At 73.8% G+C, this 21,241-nt stretch carries 18 protein-coding genes and 1 pseudogene; 14 read left to right on the forward strand and 5 right to left on the reverse strand.

Annotated elements, in window-relative coordinates; translation table 11 throughout:
* Window positions 1–191 precede the first annotated feature (191 nt).
* The 4 genes and pseudogenes from HS041_RS21060 to HS041_RS21075 form a co-directional block, all read left to right on the forward strand.
* Window positions 192–1,355 carry a carboxylate-amine ligase gene (locus HS041_RS21060; protein ID WP_196442356.1) on the forward strand — a complete coding sequence of 388 codons (1,164 nt, stop codon included), beginning with the start codon at window positions 192–194 and terminating at the stop codon, window positions 1,353–1,355.
* Window positions 1,356–1,408: 53 nt separating this feature from the next.
* A complete protein-coding gene (locus HS041_RS21065) occupies window positions 1,409–2,272 on the forward strand; it encodes an SDR family oxidoreductase (RefSeq protein ID WP_196442357.1) in 864 nt (287 codons plus the stop codon).
* Window positions 2,273–2,590: 318 nt separating this feature from the next.
* Complete coding sequence (locus tag HS041_RS21070) at window positions 2,591–3,676, forward strand: S-(hydroxymethyl)mycothiol dehydrogenase (protein ID WP_196442358.1); 1,086 nt, start codon at window positions 2,591–2,593, stop codon at window positions 3,674–3,676.
* A gap of 86 nt (window positions 3,677–3,762) precedes the next feature.
* A pseudogene (locus HS041_RS21075) lies at window positions 3,763–4,020 on the forward strand (MBL fold metallo-hydrolase); the annotation flags it as partial.
* Here the strand turns inward: HS041_RS21075 and HS041_RS21080 are convergent.
* Together HS041_RS21080 and HS041_RS21085 are read right to left on the reverse strand one after the other, a co-directional pair.
* Window positions 3,941–6,934 (reverse strand): poly(A) polymerase, encoded by a 2,994-nt coding sequence (locus tag HS041_RS21080; RefSeq protein ID WP_196442359.1) that lies wholly within the window; start codon window positions 6,932–6,934, stop codon window positions 3,941–3,943. The pseudogene HS041_RS21075 and the gene HS041_RS21080 overlap by 80 nt on opposite strands.
* 2 nt (window positions 6,935–6,936) lie before the next feature.
* Entirely contained in the window at window positions 6,937–8,835 is a 1,899-nt protein-coding gene (locus HS041_RS21085) for an RNA ligase family protein (protein WP_196442360.1), read from the reverse strand.
* A 203-nt stretch (window positions 8,836–9,038) separates the two neighbouring features.
* On the opposite strand from HS041_RS21085, the gene HS041_RS21090 reads away from it, so the two are divergent.
* The 3 genes from HS041_RS21090 to HS041_RS21100 all read left to right on the forward strand — a co-directional run bounded on the left by HS041_RS21090 (window position 9,039) and on the right by HS041_RS21100 (window position 11,115).
* Entirely contained in the window at window positions 9,039–9,410 is a 372-nt protein-coding gene (locus HS041_RS21090) for an ArsR/SmtB family transcription factor (RefSeq protein ID WP_196442361.1), read from the forward strand.
* Entirely contained in the window at window positions 9,407–10,042 is a 636-nt protein-coding gene (locus HS041_RS21095) for an SRPBCC family protein (RefSeq protein ID WP_196442362.1), read from the forward strand. The genes HS041_RS21090 and HS041_RS21095 overlap by 4 nt, the downstream gene beginning before the upstream one ends.
* 149 nt (window positions 10,043–10,191) lie before the next feature.
* On the forward strand, window positions 10,192–11,115 hold the full coding sequence (locus tag HS041_RS21100; RefSeq protein WP_196442363.1) for a formylglycine-generating enzyme family protein: 924 nt from the start codon (window positions 10,192–10,194) through the stop codon (window positions 11,113–11,115).
* Between the two features lie 116 nt (window positions 11,116–11,231).
* Here HS041_RS21100 and HS041_RS21105 read toward each other — a convergent pair whose 3' ends face one another.
* The gene (locus HS041_RS21105) at window positions 11,232–12,458 is read right to left on the reverse strand and encodes a response regulator (protein WP_196442364.1); all 1,227 of its coding nucleotides are present in this window, start codon (window positions 12,456–12,458) and stop codon (window positions 11,232–11,234) included.
* 253 nt (window positions 12,459–12,711) lie between these two features.
* Between HS041_RS21105 and HS041_RS21110 the strand changes: the two genes are divergently transcribed.
* The 5 genes from HS041_RS21110 (at window position 12,712) to HS041_RS21130 (ending at window position 17,001) form a co-directional block, all read left to right on the forward strand.
* On the forward strand, window positions 12,712–13,362 hold the full coding sequence (locus tag HS041_RS21110) for a hypothetical protein (RefSeq protein ID WP_196442365.1): 651 nt from the start codon (window positions 12,712–12,714) through the stop codon (window positions 13,360–13,362).
* 70 nt (window positions 13,363–13,432) lie between these two features.
* Window positions 13,433–14,179: an enoyl-CoA hydratase family protein gene (locus tag HS041_RS21115; RefSeq protein WP_196442366.1), complete on the forward strand. Its 747-nt coding sequence runs from the start codon at window positions 13,433–13,435 to the stop codon at window positions 14,177–14,179.
* Window positions 14,180–14,194: 15 nt separating this feature from the next.
* The gene (locus tag HS041_RS21120) at window positions 14,195–15,064 is read left to right on the forward strand and encodes a CoA transferase subunit A (RefSeq protein WP_196442628.1); all 870 of its coding nucleotides are present in this window, start codon (window positions 14,195–14,197) and stop codon (window positions 15,062–15,064) included.
* A 55-nt stretch (window positions 15,065–15,119) separates the two neighbouring features.
* Window positions 15,120–15,872: a CoA-transferase subunit beta gene (locus HS041_RS21125; protein ID WP_196442367.1), complete on the forward strand. Its 753-nt coding sequence runs from the start codon at window positions 15,120–15,122 to the stop codon at window positions 15,870–15,872.
* 64 nt (window positions 15,873–15,936) lie between these two features.
* Window positions 15,937–17,001, forward strand: a complete 1,065-nt coding sequence (locus tag HS041_RS21130; RefSeq protein ID WP_196442368.1) for an NAD(P)H-dependent flavin oxidoreductase — start codon at window positions 15,937–15,939, stop codon at window positions 16,999–17,001.
* Window positions 17,002–17,428: 427 nt separating this feature from the next.
* Here the strand turns inward: HS041_RS21130 and HS041_RS21135 are convergent, their stop codons facing one another.
* Window positions 17,429–18,505, reverse strand: coding sequence for an acyl-CoA dehydrogenase family protein (locus tag HS041_RS21135; RefSeq protein ID WP_196442369.1), 1,077 nt, complete (start codon window positions 18,503–18,505; stop codon window positions 17,429–17,431).
* Window positions 18,506–18,578: 73 nt separating this feature from the next.
* Window positions 18,579–19,706 (reverse strand): acyl-CoA dehydrogenase family protein, encoded by a 1,128-nt coding sequence (locus tag HS041_RS21140; protein ID WP_196442370.1) that lies wholly within the window; start codon window positions 19,704–19,706, stop codon window positions 18,579–18,581.
* Window positions 19,707–19,789: 83 nt separating this feature from the next.
* Here HS041_RS21140 and HS041_RS21145 point away from each other — a divergent pair, with 83 nt between their 5' ends.
* Both HS041_RS21145 and HS041_RS21150 read left to right on the forward strand, forming a co-directional pair.
* On the forward strand, window positions 19,790–20,602 hold the full coding sequence (locus HS041_RS21145; RefSeq protein ID WP_196442371.1) for an SDR family oxidoreductase: 813 nt from the start codon (window positions 19,790–19,792) through the stop codon (window positions 20,600–20,602).
* A 15-nt stretch (window positions 20,603–20,617) separates the two neighbouring features.
* Window positions 20,618–21,235 (forward strand): TetR/AcrR family transcriptional regulator, encoded by a 618-nt coding sequence (locus HS041_RS21150; RefSeq protein WP_196442372.1) that lies wholly within the window; start codon window positions 20,618–20,620, stop codon window positions 21,233–21,235.
* The last annotated feature ends 6 nt before the right edge of the window (window positions 21,236–21,241 follow it).

Consider the following 21,241-nt stretch of genomic DNA (forward strand, 5'->3'; position numbering starts at 1 on the left):
GTCCTCCGGCCCGGCGACGGCCTTCCGGCCCATGACCGGCAGGGCAGACAGGATTTTTCCTACCAGAACCGGATATATACACCTTCTGTCCGCTTTGGTGTCGGGCTGCAAGGGGGGTCGACCATGCTCTACATCGCCGGACCTGCCAGTTCTCCCACACGGTGGCACCGCGCAGCCGATCGGTGCGCGAAATGAGCTCCGCGACCACGGGAACCTCCTCCTTCCCCCGCCTCACCATGGGAGTGGAAGAGGAGTTCCTGCTCGTCGACCCGGAGACCGGCAGGGTCGTGCCGGCCGCGCCGACGGTGCGCAGGCGGATCGGCGCCCCCCTCACCGGACGGGTCCAGCCGGAGCTGGCCAGGTTCCAGATCGAGACCAACAGTCTCATCCACACCGACCTGGAGAACCTGCGCCGGGACCTGGCAGAGCTGCGGGCCTCGGTGGGCGCGGCGGCCGAGCGCGCCGGGGCGTGCCTGATGGCGTCCGGTACGGCGCTGCTCGGCAACGCCGGCCTGCCGCCGCTGACCCCGTCCGCGCGCTACGAACGCATGTCCCGCCGTTACGGCGCCCTCCTGCACGGCCAGGGCGTCTGCGGCTGCCACGTCCACATCGGAATCGCCGACCGCGAGGAGGCGGTCCGGGTGAGCGACCACGTGCGCCTCTGGCTGCCGGTGCTCCAGGCGCTGACCGCCAACTCCCCGATCGCCGAGGGGACGGACACCGGCTACGCCAGCTGGCGCGCCGTACTGTGGTCCCGCTGGCCCAGCGCCGGCCCGCCCCCCTGCTTCTCCTCGGCCGAGCACTACGACGCGGTCGTCGAAGCCCTCCTCGACAGCGGGGTCATCATGGACCGGGGGATGATCTACTGGTACGTCAGGCCCTCCCACCACCTGCCCACCCTGGAGTTCCGCACCGCGGACACGTGCGCGACGGCCGACGAGGCCGTCGCGCTGGCCGGACTGGTCAGGGCGCTGGCCGCCACAGCCCTCGTCGACGTCAGGAAGGGCCTGCCGCCTCCCGAGGTGGACCAGTCACTGCTGGAGGCGGCCTACTGGCGAGCGGCCCACGACGGGCTGGAGGGAGAGGGCGTCGATCTGCTGACCGGCCGCCGGGCACCGATGTGGAAGCTGGTCGGCGCGTTGCTGCGGTGGGTGCGCTCCGCCCTGGAGGAGAGCGGCGACCTGCTCCTCGTGACGGACCTGCTGAACCGGCTGCGCCGCCGCGGCTCGGGAGCGGCCCGCCAGCGCGCCGCCTTCCGCGTGCGGCACGACGTGCGTGACGTCGCCCGGTTGCTGGCCGAGCAGACGTGGGAGACTCCCGAACTCCTCGTACCGGATCGTGCCGGGGCGCGATAGGCCGTGATCGCGCCCCGGCGTTAGACGGGAGAGGACGCGGGCACTTCAGGGACATGCCAGAGGAAGCGAACACCACACCGCCGGCGCAGAGCCAGCCGTACCCGGGCCACAGCGGGGAGATGACGCCCGAGCCGCGTGACGAGATGCGCGACTACACCGGGAGGGACCTGCTGGCCGGCAAGCGCGCGCTGATCACCGGTGGCGACTCGGGGATCGGCCGCGCGGTCGCCGTCGCCTTCGCCAAGGAAGGAGCCGACGTCGCGATCGCCTATCTGGTCGAGCACGACGACGCCAACCACACCAGGAAGCTGGTGGAGGCGGCCGGGCGTCGCTGCGTGCTGATCCCTGGTGACCTGAGCGACCGCGACCACTGCGCCTCGACCGTCGAGCAGACGGTGGCCGAACTCGGCGGCCTCGACATCCTGGTCAACAACGTCGCCTACCAGGCGCCGGTCGAGTCGCTGGAGGAGTTGACCGACGAGCAGTGGGAGCACACCTTCGCGGTCAACATCCACAGCTACTACCGGGTCACCAAGGCGGCGCTGCCGTATCTGCGCGAGGGCAGCGCGATCATCAACACCTCCTCCATCAACGGGTTGCGCGGCAACAAGACGCTCCTGGACTACTCCGCGACCAAGGGGGCGATCAACGCCTTCACCTATGCGATGGCGCAGAACCTCATCGAGCGGGGCATCAGGGTGAACGCGGTGGCGCCCGGACCGGTCTGGACACCGCTGATTCCGGCGACCTTCCCCGAGGAGCGGGTCGAGGATTTCGGCAAGCAGGCACCCATGAAGCGGGCCGCCGACCCCGACGAGATCGCGCCCTCGTACGTGTTCTTCGCGGCCGGGCGGTTGTCGTCCTACTACACCGGTGAGATCCTCGCCCCGATCGGCGGGGAGACCCTTCCCGGGTGAGGGCCTCTCAGCCGGATCTGCGTGCGCGTCCGGTCCGGCTGCCGGCCCGTGCGGCTCCGGGCCGGCCCCCTACCGTCCGCGTACGGCTCAGGCCTCCGGGCGCCGGCCGGGGACGTGGCACGGGAGACATCGCTTTTCCTGATGCCTGATTCGGTGTCTGCCGGCCGCGTCACGGGGGAAGGAAGCTCCCGATGAGGACAGAGCGGTTCTCCGGGCGTGCCGGTCCCGGCGCGGACATCCCGCCGCGTTCCCGGGCGCCGCTCGCCTCGGGGCGGAACGGGCACGGACGAGGCCCGGAACGGAAGGGGTCAGGAGCCGATGGTGCATGAGGTCCGCGGAGTCGTCGCCCGGGCGAAGGGCGAGCCGGTGTCGGTGGAGACGGTGCTCGTCCCCGACCCCGGCCCCGGTGAGGCCCTGGTGAGGGTCCAGGCGTGCGGCGTGTGCCACACCGACCTGCACTACCGCGAGGGCGGCATCAACGACGAGTTCCCCTTCCTGCTCGGGCACGAGGCGGCCGGGGTCGTCGAGGCCGTGGGGGAGGGGGCCGGTGACGTGGTCCCCGGAGACTTCGTCATCCTCAACTGGCGGGCCGTCTGCGGCCGGTGCCGGGCCTGCCGTCGCGGCCGGCCGTGGTACTGCTTCAGCACCCACAACGCCGTGCAGAAGATGACCCTGGCCGACGGCACCGGGCTCTCGCCCGCCCTCGGCATCGGCGCGTTCGCCGAGAAGACACTCGTGGCGGCGGGCCAGTGCACCAAGGTTGACCCCGCCGTCGGCCCGGCCGCGGCCGGGCTGCTCGGCTGCGGTGTGATGGCCGGCCTGGGCGCGGCCGTCAACACCGGAGGCGTCACCCGCGGCGACAGCGTCGCGGTGATCGGCTGCGGCGGCGTCGGCGACGCGGCCATCGCCGGGGCGCGGCTGGCCGGCGCGGCGAAGATCATCGCGGTCGACGTCGACGCCCGCAAGCTGGAGTGGGCCAAGGGCTTCGGCGCCACCCACACGGTCGACTCCTCCGTCACAGATCCGGTGGAGGCGATCCGCGAGCTCACCGGGGGCTTCGGCGCCGACGTGGTGATCGAGGCGGTCGGCCGGCCGGAGACCTACAAGCAGGCCTTCTACGCCCGCGACCTGGCCGGGACCGTGGTCCTGGTCGGCGTGCCCACTCCCGAGATGACGCTGGAGCTGCCCCTGCTGGACGTCTTCGGCCGCGGCGGCGCGCTGAAGTCCTCCTGGTACGGCGACTGCCTGCCCAGCCGGGACTTCCCCATGTTCGTCGACCTGCATCTGCAGGGCCGGCTCGACCTCGGCGCCTTCGTCAGCGAGACCATCGCGCTGGACGAGGTTGAGACCGCCTTCGGCAGGATGCACCACGGCGAGGTGCTCCGTTCGGTGGTGGTCCTCTGATGGGTGCCCGCGTCGACCACGCCGTCACCTCCGGGACCTTCAGCCTCGACGGCCAGACCTTCGACGTCGACAACAACGTCTGGTTACTCGGCGCAGTGTTCACCGGCGACACCCTGTTCCAGGGCGGGCCGGGTGCCACCGGGCGGTCGTTCTCCGACTTCGGCGTCATCATCGACTCGATCCGCGACCGCCTGCTCGTGCTGCCGCCCGAGACGGCAGTCCACACCGGGCACGGCGGCAGCACCACGATCGGGGCCGGGGAGATCAGCGGAGCGTCGGCACCTCGCCGCACTCCGCCCGTCCGACCTCCGTCCCGCGCAGACCCGCCGCCCACGGAGCGGTGAGGCCCGCGAGCCCGGCCGCGTCCGGCGGTGTGCGGCCGAGCCCTACCGCGAACCGCGCCAGCTCCGGCCCGGTCTCGAACGGCCGGGGCCAGGCGTGCACGTCCCGCGTGCCCGCCCGTTCCAGCGCGGTGAGCAGCGCGCGCACCCGGCCCCGGACACGGCCCAGCGTCACACCGAACTCCTCGCCCCGTCCCGCCCGCACGGTCACGACCGCCCACGCCGCGTGCCGCCGGTGCAGCGGCGGCGGGGACCACAGAGCCGGCCGGGGGTCGCCGCCGGCCTCCGCCGCCGCCTCCACGATCTCCCAGGCGCCGTAGAGCTCCTGCGTCAGGAGGTCCCGCATGCCGGGGCCGACCTGCTCGCTGCAGAGGCGGACCGGTGCGGTGGGGGTCATGACGCGCACGCCGGCCTCGGAGCCGCCGACCGGTTCGGGCAGGGGAATGTCCGGTCGGAGTGCGATCGGCTCACGCCAGTCCCACGCGGCCCACCCGCCGAAGAACCGCCGGAGCAGGTCGGCGGGCGGGAGGTCACCGGACTCGCACACCGTCCGCGCCGCCATGACGGTCCAGGCCAGGCCGGGCAGCCCGCCGAACGGCGCGGAGTCCAGCCCCCGCGCCCTCGCCCACGCCTTCACCTCCCGGGCCAGCCGGGTGAATCCGGCGCGGCTCGCGCCGCCTGTGCCGGGCACCGCGCCTGCGGCACCGCCGCGGCCGCCTCCCACCTCACCGTCCGCGCCGTCGACCGCGGCGAGTACCGCCTCCGCGTCGCTGACCGCGCTCAGCGCGATCGCGGAGGCCTCATCCAGTTCGCCGCGGCGCGACACCGCCTCGGCGGGAAGGAGGTCCCCGGTCGGGACGACGACCAGATCGACGTCCAGGTCACCGGCGCTCAGCCGCAGACCGGGCACCCTGGCCCCGCTCACCCGCCGCACCCCGGCCGCCTCCGGCAGCGCGGCCTGCACCCGGGCTGCGACGTCCGCGAGATCGGGCGATCCCGGAAGGGCCGCCACCAGGTCCAGGTCCGCGCCCGCCAGAGCGCAGCCCAGCCGCCGCGAGCCGGCGACGTGGACGGTCCCTTCCGGGAGCGCGTCCCGCAGCCGTTCCACGACCTTCCGCGCCCGCGTGCCGTCCCCCTCCGGAGAGCCTCCCTGTGTTCCGGGGCCCTCTCCGGGCGCGCGGCCCGGCCGGCCGGCGTCAGGTCCGTGAGCCCCGCCGGGCGCGTGCTCTCCGTGGTCGAGCCAGCGGACCTCGCCCGTCCCCAGGGTGACGGCCGCCCGGGGCCGCATGGGTTCCTCGCCCCGGCGCGAGAGCAGGACCACCTCGCCGACGTGCGCCGGCATCGCGCCGAGCCGTACCGCGCAGTCGGCGGCCAGCCGCTCCGGGTCCGGTGTCCTGCCCAGGGTCAGGTGCGGGGTGTATCCCTCGGCGCGGCCCCGGCAACGGGGGAAGCCGCGTTCCAGCGCGGCGCGCAGCCCGGCCCACGGCTCCGCCCCGCCCGAGGCCGGATCGAGCCAGACCGTGGAGTCGTCACGGTGGGGGAAGGATCGCACGCCCGCCAGCCGCGCGGTGAACGGGGCGACCCCCGCCGCGGCGGAGGCCAGCAGCCGGGCCGCCTCCTCGAAGTCGGACTCCGGCACGAAACCGAACAGCACGTTGACGTGCGGCGGCCACCTGCGGACCTGGGGGTCGTGCTCGCGGCGGATCTCCTGGACCGCCGGCCAGAGCTCCTCCGGCGGGATCCAGGCCACTGCCGTGCGGGCCGTCGGCCGCACGTCGAGGACGCCGGGGGAGCCGGGCCCTCTCTCCTCGCCGGCGGCGAGGTCCACCGCGACTCCGTAGTGGTCGGAGACGAACAGGCCGTCGGAAGTCGCCGGCGAGTCGCCCAGCAGAGCCGCGGCCTCGGCGCTCAGGCCGGGGCCGCGCAGCAGGACCCGGTCGAGCCGGGAGGCCCGGCCGGAGAGGGAAGAGACGGCCGCCAGCGGGTTGACCCGCGGATCGAAGGTCGGCGTCCGGTCGTCGGGCCCCCGGACCTCGGTCCAGGCGTCCCGCAACCCCAGCACCCCGGCGGGCCCGCTCCCGCCGTCGTTGAGGTCGCCCAGCAGGATCACCTCCCCCTCCACCGAGGCCAGCACCTCGGCGAGCCTGGCGAGCTCGGCCTCCCGCCTGGCGGGCCCGTTCTCGGCGTGGTCGCTGGTGAGATGCGTGGCGGCCACCACGACCGGCCCGGTGGCGAGCTCCACCGTGACGGCGGTGACGGCTTTGTACGGGCCCAGGACGTGCCGGCCCGCCTCCCGCACGGGCAGGCGGCTGAGCAGCAGCAGCCCGCTGTCGTCGACGTCCCGCCCCGCAGGGTCGGTGCCCAGCGTGTAACCCGAGCGGATCCACCGGGTCCGCAGCAGCATGCCGAGCAGCTCCGCCTCGACCTCCTGCAGCGCGATGACGTCAGCGTCGGCCCGCTCCAACGCCTCCAGCAGCAGCGGCCTGCGCCGGGCGGTGTCGATCCGGTCGCTGTCATAGCGGTCCCACAGGGTGTTCCAGGTCAGCACGCGCAGCCGGGCCGCGCCGGGCGCACGCCCGGCCGGTACGGCTTCCGCCGGGCGCCAGCCCGCCAGCGGGTCCCAGGCGGACGGCGTCACGGCCGTGAAGAACGGTGCCCGGAGCAGGCGCGGGTCCCGCACCCGCCCGGCCTGCGAGGAGTCGATGCGGTCCAGACCCGCCGACCGGTCCCAGACCACCTCGCCGTCCGCTTCGACGAACAGGATCCGGTGCCACGGGATGTCGCCCCCGGGAACGAACGCGGGCAGCGGCACGCGCTTGGGCGCGGCCCCGCGCACGTTGATCCCCAGGACGAAGCGCGCCGGGTCGAAACGCGGGTCCCAGCGGACCCGGTGGTAGATCTCCTCGCTCGTCCGCATGCTCATCCCTCCTCGCCGTCGAGTGCTCCGGCGACGTCGCGGACGTCCCCCTCCGCTCCGATGTACCACGTGCGGTGCGCCTCTCCCGGAGCGGGCGGGGAGAAGCGGCGGAGCTGGGCGGAGAGCACCTCCGGCGGCACCGGATGCGCGCGGGCGGCGTTGCGCCGCGCCAGCACGCCGTCCGGGACCAGCATGACCGCGTGCGTCGTCAGCGCGTCACGGCGGCGGGCCACGGCCTGCACCAGGGAGCGCTGGTGCCGGTTCAGCGCGGTGGCGTCCCAGACGGCGGTCCCGCCGCCGGCCAGGAGCGCGTCGAGCCGGCGCAGGCCCTCGCGCAGGACCTCCGGGTTGGCCCGCTGGTCCGACCGGGAGCCGCGGGCCTGGCGCAGGTCGTCGAGCGAGACGACGGCGTCGGTGCCCGCGACGCTCCGGGCGAAGGTGCTCTTCCCGCTGCCCGACGGCCCCACCATGACGACGAGCCGGGGGAAGTCACCCGACCGCCACCGCCAGGTCAGTGCCGCGGCCTCCTCCGCCGTGGCGATCCGGCCCAGTGCGTACGCCTCCCGCGTCTCGGCCCAGCACCGGTCCGCCGCGTCGCGGCCTCCTCCGCCGGGCGCCGTCCACGGGGCCGCCGGTCCGGACCGCCGCGGGCCCGCCGTACCGGAGTCACGTCCGAGGACCCGGCGCAGGCCCGCGCGGAGCGGTTCCAGCGGCGCCTCGCCGAGCAGCCCGGCCTCTTCGGCGTGGAGCTCGGACCAGGCGACCTGCTCGCGCGCCTCGGCGGCGTCGCCGTCACCGCGCCCGGCCAGGACCGCGGCGGCCACCGCGTGCAGGATCCCCAGGTCGGCCGCGGCGGCCAGCCGTACCAGACCGGTCCTGCGCGCCTCGTCGGGGAAGGGAAGGTGCAGCCCCGCGTGCAGATCGGCCAGGTCGGCGGTCCTCCGTGCCAGGGGCACGCCGAGGGACGCCACCAGCCGGGGCGCCAGCCAGCCGCGGTGCGCGCCGTGGAACAGGGCGGCCAGCACCCCCGCCAGCCGGGCGTCGCCGGTCCGGCCCAGCAGGTCGAGCCGGGCGGAGACGTCGGCCACGACCGCCTCGGCGCGCTCGACGGCGGTGGCCGGCGGCGCCGAGGCCCGGGACGCGGCGGCCTGGGATGCGGCGGCCGCCGCCGTGGAGGTCTCCGCGAGGGCGAGCCCGTGCGGCTCCCCGGCCGCGACGCCCACCGCGGCCAGGAGCGACGGCACGTCCGCCGGGGCCCCCGAGCGCACCTCCCACAGCGCCGCGGCCGGGCTCAGGCCGTTCTCGACGACGGGCGCCAGCATCCAGTGCTCGTCCGTCTGCACGTGCCCGGGACGCACCCACTTGGCCACGCGGCGGGCGAACTCCTCCCTGCGGAACCCCTCGGCGGTCCGCACGACGTAGCCCTCCTGCCTGGCCGGTTCCACCCTCAGGGCCCGCAGAGCCCGCTCGTCGAAGACGCCGCGCCACAGTACCCGCGGCACCGGGACGCCCAGCCCGCGGGCGAAGCGCACGGTCCGGTCCCAGTCGAGGCAGTGCTCGCCGTCCCAGACGGAGAAGGCGTAGAACCAGCTCTCCAGGTCGTCGTAGCCGATCGAGTGCCGGGCGTAGAGGTTCTCCCCGCACACCCGCCAGCCCGTCGGGATCGAGCGGGCGATCCTGCCGTGCAGAGCCTTGACCCAGGCGCGGGACGGATGGTGCGCCGAGTCGAGCGAGCGGGCGTGCAGCCCGTCGGCGTACAGGGTGGTGTTCTCCCCGTCGAGCTTCTCGGTGACGACGACCTCCCGGCCCTCCAGCCCCGGCAGCCCGCCGGCCCGCACGTCGTCCGGAGAGACGCCCGGCGACCAGGGCAGGTGAGGAGTGCGAGGGTAGTGCACCCGCATGATCGGCTCCCCGTGACGTTGTGACGCTCCGGCGACTGTAAGGGGGCCGGAGGGGGCGGATCCATCGAATAACGCCCCGGAGGACCCCGGCCTGTTCGGGGAGCACGCCCGGAGCCCGGGGCGGCGGGGCGGGCTTCGAGCACCGGCGGACGCGACTTCAATAGCCAATGACTTATATAAGGCAATGCTGATATAGTGATGTCGTGCATGCGTTCGATGTGCTTGGCGATCCGGTGCGCCGCAGGATCCTGGAACTGCTCGCCGGCGGGGAGATGACCTCCGGCGCGGTGTGCGAGGTCATCCGGGAGGAGTTCGGCATCTCACAACCGGCGGTCTCGCAGCACCTCAAGGTGCTGCGAGAGGGCGGCTTCGCGACGGTGCGGCCGGAGGGGACCCGCCGCCTCTACGCGGTGAACTCCGAACCGCTGCGCGAGATCGACGCGTGGCTCGACCGTTTCCGGCGCTTCTGGACTCCGCACCTGGACGCACTGGCGACGGAACTGGCCCGGGGCAGGCGTGAACGACGGCTCCGGGAGTCCGGCGAAGGACCTACAGAGCAAGGGAGACTTCCATGATCGATGTGACCCACCAGATCAGTTCCGTCCGGCGGCAGGTCGGCAGCCGGGTGCTGGAGGCGGGGCAGGCGCGCACCGTGACCGTCAGCCAGTCCTACGACACCGACCTCGACGACCTCTGGGACGCCTGCACCAATCCCGAGCGCATCCCCCGCTGGTTCATGCCCGTCACGGGCGACCTGCGCCTGGGCGGGAACTACCAGCTCCAGGGCAACGCGAGCGGCACGATCGAGCGCTGCGACCCGCCCAAGGGATTCGCCGCCACCTGGGAGTACGGCGGCGAGATCAGCTGGATCGAGGTACGGCTGACGCCCGATCCGGAGGGCGGCACCCGGTTCGAGCTGGAGCACATCGCCCACGTCGACGACGAGCGGTGGGCCGAGTTCGGCCCCGGCGCGGTGGGCGTCGGCTGGGACATGGCACTCCTGGGCCTGGCCGGTCACCTGTCCTCCGGAGCCTCGGTGAGTCCGGAGGATGCGGGGGAGTGGGTCGCCTCCGAGGAGGGCAGGCGCTTCATGACGCTCAGCAGCGAGCGCTGGTGCGACGCGAACGTCGCGGCGGGCGCGGGCGAGGCGGCGGCGCGGGCCGCGGCGGACCGGACCACGGCCGCCTACGCCCCTCCCGCCGAATGACCGTCCCCGGCCCGGCCGGTCCCCGGCCCGGCCGGTCACCGGGCCGGGGGTCCACGGAGGCGGGGTCCACGGAGGCGGGGTCGCGCACGGTCCGCACCCGCGGGCGTGGGACGATGCCACCCCGTCGCCGGTGAGACCGGAGGAATCCGATGGCCGATCGCTGCTGCGCTCCGGGCCGCACCGGGCGGCAGGTCCGCCCGGTGGCCGCCGTCTCCGGCCGCGGGGCGGTCGGGCTGGTCCGGCTGGACGGCGGTGCGTTCCGGATGGGGACCGACGACCGGGCGGGGTTCCCGCTCGACGGGGAGGGACCGGTCAGGGAGGTGACGCTCCGGCCGTTCCGGATCGCGCCCACGGCGGTGAGCAATGCCCGGTTCTCGGCGTTCGTGCAGGCGACCGGCTATGTGACCGACGCCGAGCGGTTCGGCTGGTCCTACGTCTTCCACCTGCTCCTGCCGGAGAGCGCGCGCCGCGCGCTGCCCTCGCCCGTGCGGACGCCGTGGTGGCTGGCGGTCGAGGGAGCCTGCTGGCACGCCCCCGAAGGGCCGGGCAGCACGGTCGGCACCCGCCGGGACCACCCCGTCGTGCACGTGTCCTGGCATGACGCGCAGGCATACTGCGCGTGGGCGGGCGGGCGGCTGCCCACCGAGGCCGAGTGGGAGTACGGCGCGCGCGGCGGGCTGGACCAGGCGCGCTACCCGTGGGGTGACGAGCTGACCCCGGACGGGCGGCACCGCTGCAACATCTGGCAGGGGCGATTCCCGGAGCACAACACCGAGGAGGACGGCCACCTCGGCACCGCGCCGGTGCGGTCCTACCGGCCCAACGGCCACGGCCTGTACAACATGGTCGGCAACGTCTGGGAGTGGTGCGCCGACTGGTTCGCCGCCGACCACCCGGCCGGGCCGCTGAAGGACCCGCGCGGCCCGGAGACCGGGACCGGCCGGGTGCTGCGGGGAGGCTCCTACCTCTGCCACGCCTCCTACTGCAACCGCTACCGCGTCGCCGCCCGCAGCTCGAACACCCCGGACAGCAGCACCGGCAACACCGGGTTCAGGCTGGCCGCCGACACCTGACCGGCAGGGCTGCGGGCCGCCGGGAATCCGGGCGGACCGGAGAAGGCGGCCGGGGGACCGGGGTCCGGCCGGGAGAGGGCGAGCACTGCGGGGAACCCGGTCTCCTCGGGGACGGGTTATGCCGCCGCCGCCGCGGACGCGGCGGACGACGTGCTCGGCGCGGTGGCCCAGACCGGCTCGGCGATCTGCACGGTGTGCTTGAAGTGGGTCAGCCGCTCCAGGAGCATCTCGGTGACGAGCACGCCGCTGCCGATCAGCACCAGGCCGTTGACGGCGACGATGTCCTCCGCGATCCGCATGCCGACCTCGAGCTCGCTGACCCGGAAGGCGCGGACCGGCTGGCGGGTGACCGCGATCCCCCTGATCCGGCGCAGGGCGGTCAGCACGTCGGCGTCGTAGCCGCCCTGGCCTTCCAGGACGGCGATGGCCCTCTCCGCGGTGACGCCGCGGCTGGAGAAGCCCTCGAACCCGATCGCCGCGCGCAGCACGCCGACGGCCGCCGGCACCATCGGTCCCGCCGGCCGTGCCGGCGCCCGCAGCCCGTCGCCGTCCGCCGGCTGGAGCCCGCGCACGATCTCGATGACGCCTTCCAGCATCGGCACGTCGCCCAGGAGCCGGGCCGCGACGCCGGGCATGGTGTCGACCAGCTTCTGCTCCTCGCCGGAGAGCGGCAGCCCTCCGTTCAGCTTCTGCAGCACGCTGTGCGGCAGGGCGATGGCGCCCAGCTGGGAGGCCATGGCGGCGGTCTCCAGCTCCCAGGCGTTGCTCAGCCCGAGCTCGCGGCAGAGCTCGCCGACCAGGTCCCGGACGCGCTCGGCCCGGGCGAACGCCTGCGGGCTGGCCAGCTCCAGACAGCCGAAGATCGCCTGGAGGCTCCCGCGGAGGGTCTTGCCCAGGATTTCCTGCTCGGCCGCCACCAGCCGGTGGTGCTCCACCGCGTCACGGACGGTGTTGCGCAGCTGGGAGACGGGGCACGGCTTGCACAGGAACCGGAAGACCTGTCCGTCGTTGATCGCGGAGATGGCGGAGGTGAGGTCCGCCTGGGCGGTGTGCAGCACGCGGCTGGTCTGCGGGTACCTCAGCCGCACCTGCTCCAGCAGCTCGATGCCGTTCATCTTCGGCATCCTCATGTCGCTCACGACCGTCGCGAAGGGGCCGTGCCGGTCGAGCGCCTCCAGTGCGGCGGGTCCGTCGGCGGCGGTGACGATGCGGTAGTCCCCGCCCAGCTGGTGGCTGAGTGTCCGCAGCACGGTCGGCTCGCTGTCCACCAGCAGGACGGAGGGCGTCTCGTCGGTGAACACCAAAGCCCGGCGCCAGAGCTCGATCGACAGCTCGTTTGACATTCTGATCCTGTCCTCGTGTGTCTTCCCATCCCTTCGGCCCTGATTCAGGGATTTTGAGCAAAAGGGATGGAAAGGCAGGCTTGGCCGCGCCGTACATCCTTGCGAGGGGCACCGGAGAGTTCCCCCGCATTAATCACGAAAATCCGTCAGTGGGAAACTTGTATACCCGAAAGAACGGCCGAACGGCCCGCCCCATGATGCTTTCTTGACTCTTTCCATGGCGTGATCTGGTCTTTCGTCGTAGCCTCCCGCCGTGAGAGACCTGTGGAAAGAACGTTCCGAGCGTCCGGAAGAGGCCGCCCGGCTGATATTCCGGGACGCCGTCCGCGAGTTGCGCCAGGCCATGGGCAGATACGACCGGGCGCGGCAGGCGATCGACGCGGGGCACGGATCGCCCGCCGAGCTGGCCCGGTCGCGGCAGGCGTGGAGCTGGGCGCTGACGGAATGGGTGCGGTCGCTGATCGCCCGGGAGGAGGCGCGGGACGGGGCCGCGCCGGAGGCCGGTGAGCAGGCCCCGCAGGAGACCCGGTTCGCCGGGCTCTCCTCCGTGCCCGGCACGCTGCGCGAGGCGCGCCTGCGAGTCGAGGTCTACTTCCGGGAGTACGACCGGGCCCGCCGCCGCGGCGGTTCCCCCGCCGATCTGGTGACGGCGCGGCGGACGTGGGGCCGGGCGCTGGAGATGTGGGCCTGCGAGCTGGTCGCGCAGGAGGAGGCCGCCGACCACGCGAGGCGCCTGGCGTGGAGCCTGGGGGAGCCGGCCGCCGTTCCGGCGGGTGGGAGCGCCGAGGTCGCCGCCAGGCGGGCCGACGAGATCGTCCGCAGGAGCCGGGAACGGGCCCGCGCTCACAACATCGCCACCCGGGGCCGGCCGTCCGTCCTTCCCTCCTCACGTCAGGGGGCGTGAGGAGGGAAGGACGCCGCGGATTCCCTCTGCTACCTTACTTTCTAACAAATGTTTGGTGGAAAGGTGGCGTATGGGAATCTCCACCAGGAACCACGGCGACGGCGTCGCCGAGATCGTCATGGACGTGCCCCCGGTCAACGCGCTGCCCGTGCAGGGCTGGTTCGACCTGGCGGACGCCGTACGGCGGGCCGGGCGCGACCCGGCGACCCGGGCCGTGGTCCTGCGCGCGGAGGGCCGGGGATTCAACGCCGGGGTGGACATCAAGGAGATGCAGGCCGCCTCGGGGCACAGCGCGCTGGTCGGGGCCAACCGGGGCTGCTACGAGGCCTTCTCGGCGGTCTACGGGTGCGAGGTCCCGGTGATCGCGGCCGTGCACGGGTTCTGCCTCGGCGGAGGGATCGGCCTGGCGGGCAACGCCGACATCCTGGTCGCCGCCGAGGACGCCTACTTCGGCCTGCCCGAGGTGGACCGCGGCGCGCTCGGCGCCGCCACCCACCTGGCCCGCCTCGTCCCCCAGCATCTGATGCGGGCCATGGTCTACACGTGTCGCAACGTCACCGCGGCCGAGTTGCACGCCTTCGGCTCGGTGCTGGAGGTCGTGCCCCCCGCCGCGCTCCGTGAGACCGCCCTCGGGGTCGCCGAGCGCATCGCGGGCAAGGACCCGTACGTCATCCGGCGGGCCAAGGAGTCGCTGAACGGCATCGACCCGGTCGACGTCAACCGCAGCTACCGCTTCGAGCAGGGCTTCACCTTCGAGCTCAACCTGATGGGCGCCGGGGACCGGCACCGCGAGTCGTTCGTCTCCGGGGAGGGGTGAGCGGTGGACAAGGTCATGTCGATCGACGAGGTCGTCGGGTCGCTGGAGAGCGGCATGACGATCGGGATCGGCGGCTGGGGATCGCGGCGCAAGCCGATGGCCCTGGTCCGGGCGATCCACCGCTCCCGGCTGAAGGACCTGACGGTCGTGTCCTACGGCGGGGCCGACGTCGGCCTGCTGTGCGCCGCCGGCAAGGTCCGGCGGGTGGTCGCCCCGTTCGTGACCCTCGACTCGATCCCCCTGGAGCCGCACTTCCGGGCCGCCCGGCAGCACGGCACGATCGAGCTCACCGAGTACGACGAGGGCATGTTCATGTTCGGCCTGCTCGCCGCGGCGCACCGGCTGCCGTTCCTGCCGACCCGGGCCGGGCTCGGCTCGGACGTCATGCGGGTCAATCCGGAGCTGAGGACGGTCCGCTCGCCGTACGGCGGGACCGGGGAGGACGCCGAGGAACTGGTCGCGGTGCCCGCGCTGGCGCTGGACGTCGCGCTGGTGCACATGGACCGGGCCGACACGCGGGGCAACGGCCGGTACCTCGGTCCCGATCCCTACCTGGACGACCTGTTCGTCAAGGCCGCCGCCCGCGCCTACGTGAGCTGCGAGCGCCTGGTGGACCCCGGCAAGCTGGAGGGCCCGCCGCAGACCCTGCTGATCAGCCGCATGCACGTCACCGGGGTGGTGGAGACGCCGGGGGGAGGCCACTTCACCGAATGCGGGCCGGACGGTGAGCCGAGCAGGGGCCGCGACGAGGCGTTCCAGCGCCACTACGCGGCCTCGGCGGCGGATCCGGAGGCGTGGGCGGCGTTCGCCGACCGGTTCCTGTCCGGGGACGAGGCGGCCTACCAGGAGGCGGTACGGCGCTGGCACGAGGAGGAGGCCCGATGAGCGCGATCCGCGGCGGAACCCGGAGGAGCGCGGCCGGTGCGGAAGGGGGGACCCGATGAGCGCGACCCGCGCGGAGGTCTGCGTGGTGGCCTGCGCCGAGGCCTGGCGCGGCGACGGTGAGATCCTGGCCGCGGCGATGGGCACCTGCTCGGCTCTGGGGGCCCGCCTGGCCAGGCTGACCTTCGAACCGGGTCTGCTGACCACCGACGGCGGCGCGCTGCTCACCGCCGAACCGGTGCCGATCGGGGCGCCCGCGGGTCCGGCCGAGGGGTGGCTGCCGTTCCGCGACCACCTCTGGCTGGTGCAGAACGGGCGCAGGCACGTGATGATGGGCGCCTCGCAGATCGACCGGTACGGCAACACCAACATCTCGGCCGTCGGCGACTGGGCCCGGCCGACGTCGCAGCTGCTCGGTGTGCGCGGCGCCCCCGGAAACACGATCTGCAATCCGACCAGCTACTGGATCCCCCGGCACTCCACCCGGGTGTTCGTGCCGAGGGCGGACGTGGTCAGCGGCGTCGGCCACGACCGGGCGGCGGAGCTGGGAGCGCGAGCCTCCCGCTTCCACGGCCTGCGCCGGGTGGTGACCGGTCTGGGAGTGTTCGACTTCGGCACGCCGGACGGGGCGATGCGGCTGGTCTCGGTCCACCCCGGGGTGGAGGTCGAGCAGGTCGTGGCCGCCACCGGCTTCGAACTCGTGCTCGACGGCGACGTGCCGCAGACCCGCCTGCCGGCGGAGGAGGAACTGCGGCTGATCCGCGAGGTGCTCGACCCGGAGGGCCTGCGCGATCGGGAGGTCGGCGCATGACCGGGAGGGCGCCGGACGCGGGGGCCGCCGGTCCGGACGCGCCGCGCGGCGGGGAGGCCGGGACATGATCGATCAGCTGCTGGACACGCCGCTGACCCGCCTGACCGGGGTCCGCCACCCCGTCGTGCAGACCGGCATGGGCTGGGTGGCGGGCCCCCGCCTGGTCTCCGCCGTGGCCGACGCCGGCGGCCTGGGCATCCTCGCCTCGGCCACCATGACCCTCGACCAGCTCGCCGCCGCCGTCGAGGAGGTCCGATCGCGCACCGCCGCCCCCTTCGGGGTGAACCTGCGCGCCGACGCCTCGGACGCGGGCGAGCGCGTCGACCTGCTGATCAGGAACCGGGTGAGGGTGGCCTCGTTCGCCCTGGCGCCCCGCCGGGAGCTGATCGACAGGCTGAAGGACGCCGGCGTCGTGGTGATCCCGTCGGTCGGGGCGCGGCGGCACGCCGAGAAGGTCGCGGCGTGGGGCGCCGACGCCGTACTGGTCCAGGGCGGCGAGGGCGGCGGCCACACCGGGGCGGTCGCCACCACGCTGCTGCTCCCCCAGGTCGTCGACGCGGTGGACATCCCGGTGATCGCCGCAGGAGGCTTCTTCGACGGCCGGGGCCTGGCCGCGGCGCTGGCGTACGGCGCGGCGGGCGTGGCCATGGGCACCCGGTTCCTGCTCACCTCCGACAGCCCGGTCCCGGACGCGGTCAAGCGGCTCTACCTGGACACGGCGGAGACCGTGGTCACGCGCCAGGTGGACGGCATGCCGCACCGGGTGCTGCGCACGCCCCTGGTGAACTCCCTGGAACGCGCGGGGCGGCTGTCCGGGCTGGCCCGCGCGGTGCGCAACGCCGCCCGCTTCAGGAAGATCTCCGGCATGTCCTGGCCGGAGATGATCCGCGACGGCCTGGCCATGAAGCACGGCAAGGAGCTCACCTGGTCCCAGGTCCTCATGGCCGCCAACACGCCCATGCTGCTCAAGGCGGCGATGGTGGACGGCCGGCCGGACCTCGGGGTGATGGCCTCCGGGCAGGTGGTGGCGCTCATCGACGACCTGCCCTCCTGCGAGGAGCTCGTCGACGCCGTCGTCATCCGGGCCGCCGAGGTCCTGCGCGGTATGGGGAACGCCCTGACGCGCTGAGCTCGCCGGGTCACCGTCGCCGAAGGCGATCGCGGTCAGCGCCAGGCCCCAGCCCACGCGCGCGCCGCCGAGCAGCCGGGGCGTGCCGAGCGCGCGGTCGAGAACGGCGAGTATGGCGCCCCGCCAGACCAGTTCCTCGGTCAGGTTGGGGATCGTGGTGTCGAAGAGCAGCCGCTCGGTGTTCAGCGGAGGATGACGGCCCGCGGCTGCTGCACGGGATCTGTTCCCATGCCCTCATACTGCCGTTGGCAGAATGGCGCGGGTCAGCGGTCCGCAGGGCGGTTCCGCCTGCGTCCTTCGATGTACGCCGCAACCCTTACTCCTGGGGAGCCCTTACTCCTGGGGACCCCGAGAGGGCTGACAGCCGGCAACTCCGGCGTACGGCCGGGGAGAGGGCCAGGACGCCTGTCCTGGCCCTCTGACACGTTCACCGCACGCGCGGCGGCGGCAGCCGCCCTCCGCCGGGGTCCTGGCCTCCCACCAGGGAGGAGAGCACCCGGGCGCGGTGTTCGGCAGGCGGGCCCCAGGCCGAGTGGAGCGCCCGGGCTTTGCGGATCCACAGGCTCAGGTCGTACTCGTCGGTGTAGCCGATGGCGCCGTGCACCTGCAGGGCGGCCCTGGCCGCCGCGTAGGCGGCCTCCGACGCGGCCGCCTTCGCCGCCGAGACGTCGCGCGCGAAGTCCGGCGATCCGTAGGCCAGAGCCGCGCCGTGGACCAGCGGCCGGGTGTACTCCAGACCCACGAGCACGTCGGCGAGCCGGTGCTTGACCGCCTGGAAGGCGCCGATCGGCTGCCCGAACTGCCGCCGGGCCGCGGCGTACTCCACCGTGGCCTCCAGCAGCCGCCGTCCGAGTCCGGTCAGCTGGGCGGCGCAGGCCAGGGCGCCCAGGTCGTAGGCCGCCCCGGCCGCCGCGCGCACCGCCGGTCCGGTGGCCGAAGCGCCGCCCGGCCCTACCGGGAAGAGGCGCCGGGCGGGATCCAGCGAGGGCCGGACCGCTCCCGGGACCGCCTTGCGCAGCTCGTCCCCGCCGTCCCCGGCTCCGGCCCTGTCCACGGCCCTGTCCACGGCCCTGTCCACGGTCAGGACGAGGTCGGCGATGTCGGCGTCCAGCGCGTACGGCACGGCCGGAGGCAGGGCGAGCGAGACGACGGCCGTGCCGCCGGCGATTCGCGGGAGCCAGGCGGCGGCGAGTCCCTCGTCGCCGATCCCGGAGAGCAGTTCGGCGGCGGCGACGGTCTCCACCAGCGGCCCGGGCACGGCATGCCGTCCCAGTTCGTGGAAGGCGGTCACCAGCTCCACCGGGAGCGGGCCCGCCCCGCCCGCCGCCTCGGGCACCGCCAGCGCGAAGACCCCGGCCTCGGAGAGCGAGCGCCACAGGGCCAGGCCCGGTCCCGGCTCCCCGGCCGCCCAGGAGCGGATCACGCCCGGGGTCCCGGCCCCGGTCAGCAGCTTGTGCAGGGTCTCGCCGAACAGCCGCTGCTCGGCGTCGAGGATGAACTTCACCGTCGCCTCCCGCTCGTGTCGTTCCGGCGGCGCAGCCGGGCCGCCTCACCGCCCGTCCGCCTCGTCACCGCCGTCACCGGGCCGCCCTGGGAAGGCCGAGCACGCGCTCGGCGATGACGTTGCGCTGGATCTCGTTGGTCCCGGCGTAGATCGGCCCGGCGAGGGAGAAGACGTAGCCCTCCAGCCACTCGCCGCCGAGCTCGCCGTCCGGGCCGAGCAGGTCGAGCGCGGTCTCGTGCAGCGCCAGGTCCAGCTCCGACCAGAAGACCTTGTTGACGCTGGACTCCGCGCCGACGTCGTCGGCGCGGGAGACGGTCTCGAAGCCCTTCAACCGGTAGGCGCGGGCCCTGATCCACGCGTCGGCCACCCGGTCGCGCAGTGCGGTGTCGGCGGGATCGGCGTGCTCGCGCCAGAGCGCGACCAGCCGGTCTGCGGCGGCGGTGAAGCGTCCCGGGCTGCGCAGGGTGAGCCCGCGCTCGTTGCCGGTGGTGCTCATCGCGACCCTCCAGCCCTCGCCCGGCGCGCCGATCACGTCGCTGTCGGGCACGAACACGTCGTCGAAGAAGAGCTCGGCGAAGGCCGGTTTGCCGTCGATGCGGCCGATCGGGCGGCGGGTGAGTCCCTCCGCGTCCAGCGGGAACATCAGGTAGGTCAGGCCGTGGTGCCGGCCGGCGGCGGGATCGGAGCGGAACGGGCCGAAGCCCCGGTCGGCGAAGGCCGCTCGCGAGCTCCAGGTCTTCTGCCCGTTCAGCAGCCAGCCGCCGTCGGTCCGGGTCGCGGTCGCGCGCAGCGCGGCCAGGTCGCTGCCCGCGCCCGGCTCGGACCAGGCCTGCGCCCAGATCACCTCGCCGGAGGCCATCGGCGGCAGGACCCGGTCGAGCTGCTCGGGGGTGCCGTGCCGCAGCAGCGTCGGCGCCAGCAGGTTGATGCCGTTCTGGCTGACCCGGCCGGGTGCCCCGGCCGCGTAGTACTCCTCCTCGAAGACCAGCCACTCCAGCGGGGTCGCGTCCCGCCCGCCGTACCGCTCGGGCCAGGAGACCACCGACAGGCGTGCCCGGTGCAGCTCCCGCTCCCAGGCGCGATGGGCGGCGAACCCCTCCTCGGTCTCCAGCGAGGGCAGGGCGGCGGCGGGGACGTGGGCGCGGAGCCAGTCCCGCACTTCGGCGCGGAAGGGTTCCACGGGCGACAGGTCGAGATCCACGGCATCGGGCCCTTCATTCTTTCTAACAACTGTTTGGTAGAGTAAATCATGTGGAGCCCGCCGAAGAGAGGAAGGGCGAGGGCATGACATCCCCCCATGTTCCGGTCCGTGTTCCGGTCCCCGCCCCGACCTACGTCCCGGGTCACGGCCTGCTGCGCGGCCGGGTGGCCGTGGTGACCGCAGCCGCCGGGACCGGCATCGGCGGGGCCTGCGCCCGTCGCCTGCTGGAGGAGGGCGCCCGCGTGATGGTCAGCGACGCCCACGAACGGCGGCTCACGGAGACCCTGGCCCTGCTGGAGAAGGAGTTCGGCGCGGGCGCGGTGGCCGCCGTCCCCTGCGACGTGACCTCCGAGCAGCAGGTGCAGAACGTGTTCGCACGGGCCGAGGAGCGCCTCGGCCCGGTGGACGTGGTGGTCAACAACGCCGGGCTCGGCGGCACGGCCAGGCTGGTGGAGATGACCGACGAGCAGTGGAGCAGGGTGCTCGACGTCACGCTGAACGGCACCATGCGCTGCACCCGGGCCGCGCTGACGCGCATGCAGCCCCGGGGACGCGGCGTGATCGTGAACAACGCCTCGGTGGTCGGCTGGCGGGCGCAGGAGGGCCAGGCCCACTACGCGGCGGCCAAGGCCGGCGTCATGGCGCTGACCAGGTGCGCGGCCGTCGAGGCGGCGCCGTACGGCGTGCGGGTCAACGCGGTGGCGCCCTCGCTGGCCATGCACCCGCACCTGGCCAAGGTGACGACCGAGGAACTGCTGGCGGAGCTCACCGAGAAGGAGGCGCTGGGACGGTACGCGGAGCCGTGGGAGGTCGCCAACGTTATCGTCTTCCTCGCGAGCGACTACTCCTCGTACATGACCGGAGAGGTCGTCTCCGTCTCCAGCCAGCACCCCTGAGAGGTCAGCACCGCGATGAGCCCACGACGCCGAGACTCCGAGAGCACCGCCGCAGCCCGGGCCGAGCGCCGGGCCGAGCTGCTCGCCGCGGCGGCGGAGGTCTTCGCCTCGCGGGGATACTCCGCCACGACGGTCCGGGAGGTGGCGGACGCGGCGGGCATGCTCGGCGGGAGCCTCTACTACCACTTCGACTCCAAGGAGTCGATGGTCGACGAGATCCTGGCGACGTTCCTCACCGACATGTGGGCCGCCTACGACCGGGTGCTCGGATCCGGCCTCGGCGCCCGGGAGACCTTCCAGGCGCTGGTGGCCGAGTCGTTCCGCATGATCGACGCCTACCGCCCGGCGGTCGTGATCTACCAGAACGAGTCCAAGCACCTGGCGGAGAACCCGCGCTTCGCCTACCTGGCCGACTCCCAGCGGCGGTTCCGGGAGATGTGGCTGTCGGTGCTGGACCGGGGCGTCCTGGACGGCGTGTTCCGCGCCGACCTCGACACCGGGCTGATCTACCGGTTCATCCGCGACACCGTCTGGGTGGCCGCGAGCTGGTACCGGGGCGACGGTCCGCTGGGCGCGGACGAGATCGCCAGGCAGTACATCGTGATGGTCCTGGAAGGGATCCTGTCCACCTGAGGAGAC

Source organism: Planomonospora sp. ID67723, from assembly GCF_015711605.1.
Taxonomy (GTDB): Bacteria; Actinomycetota; Actinomycetes; order Streptosporangiales; family Streptosporangiaceae; genus Planomonospora_A.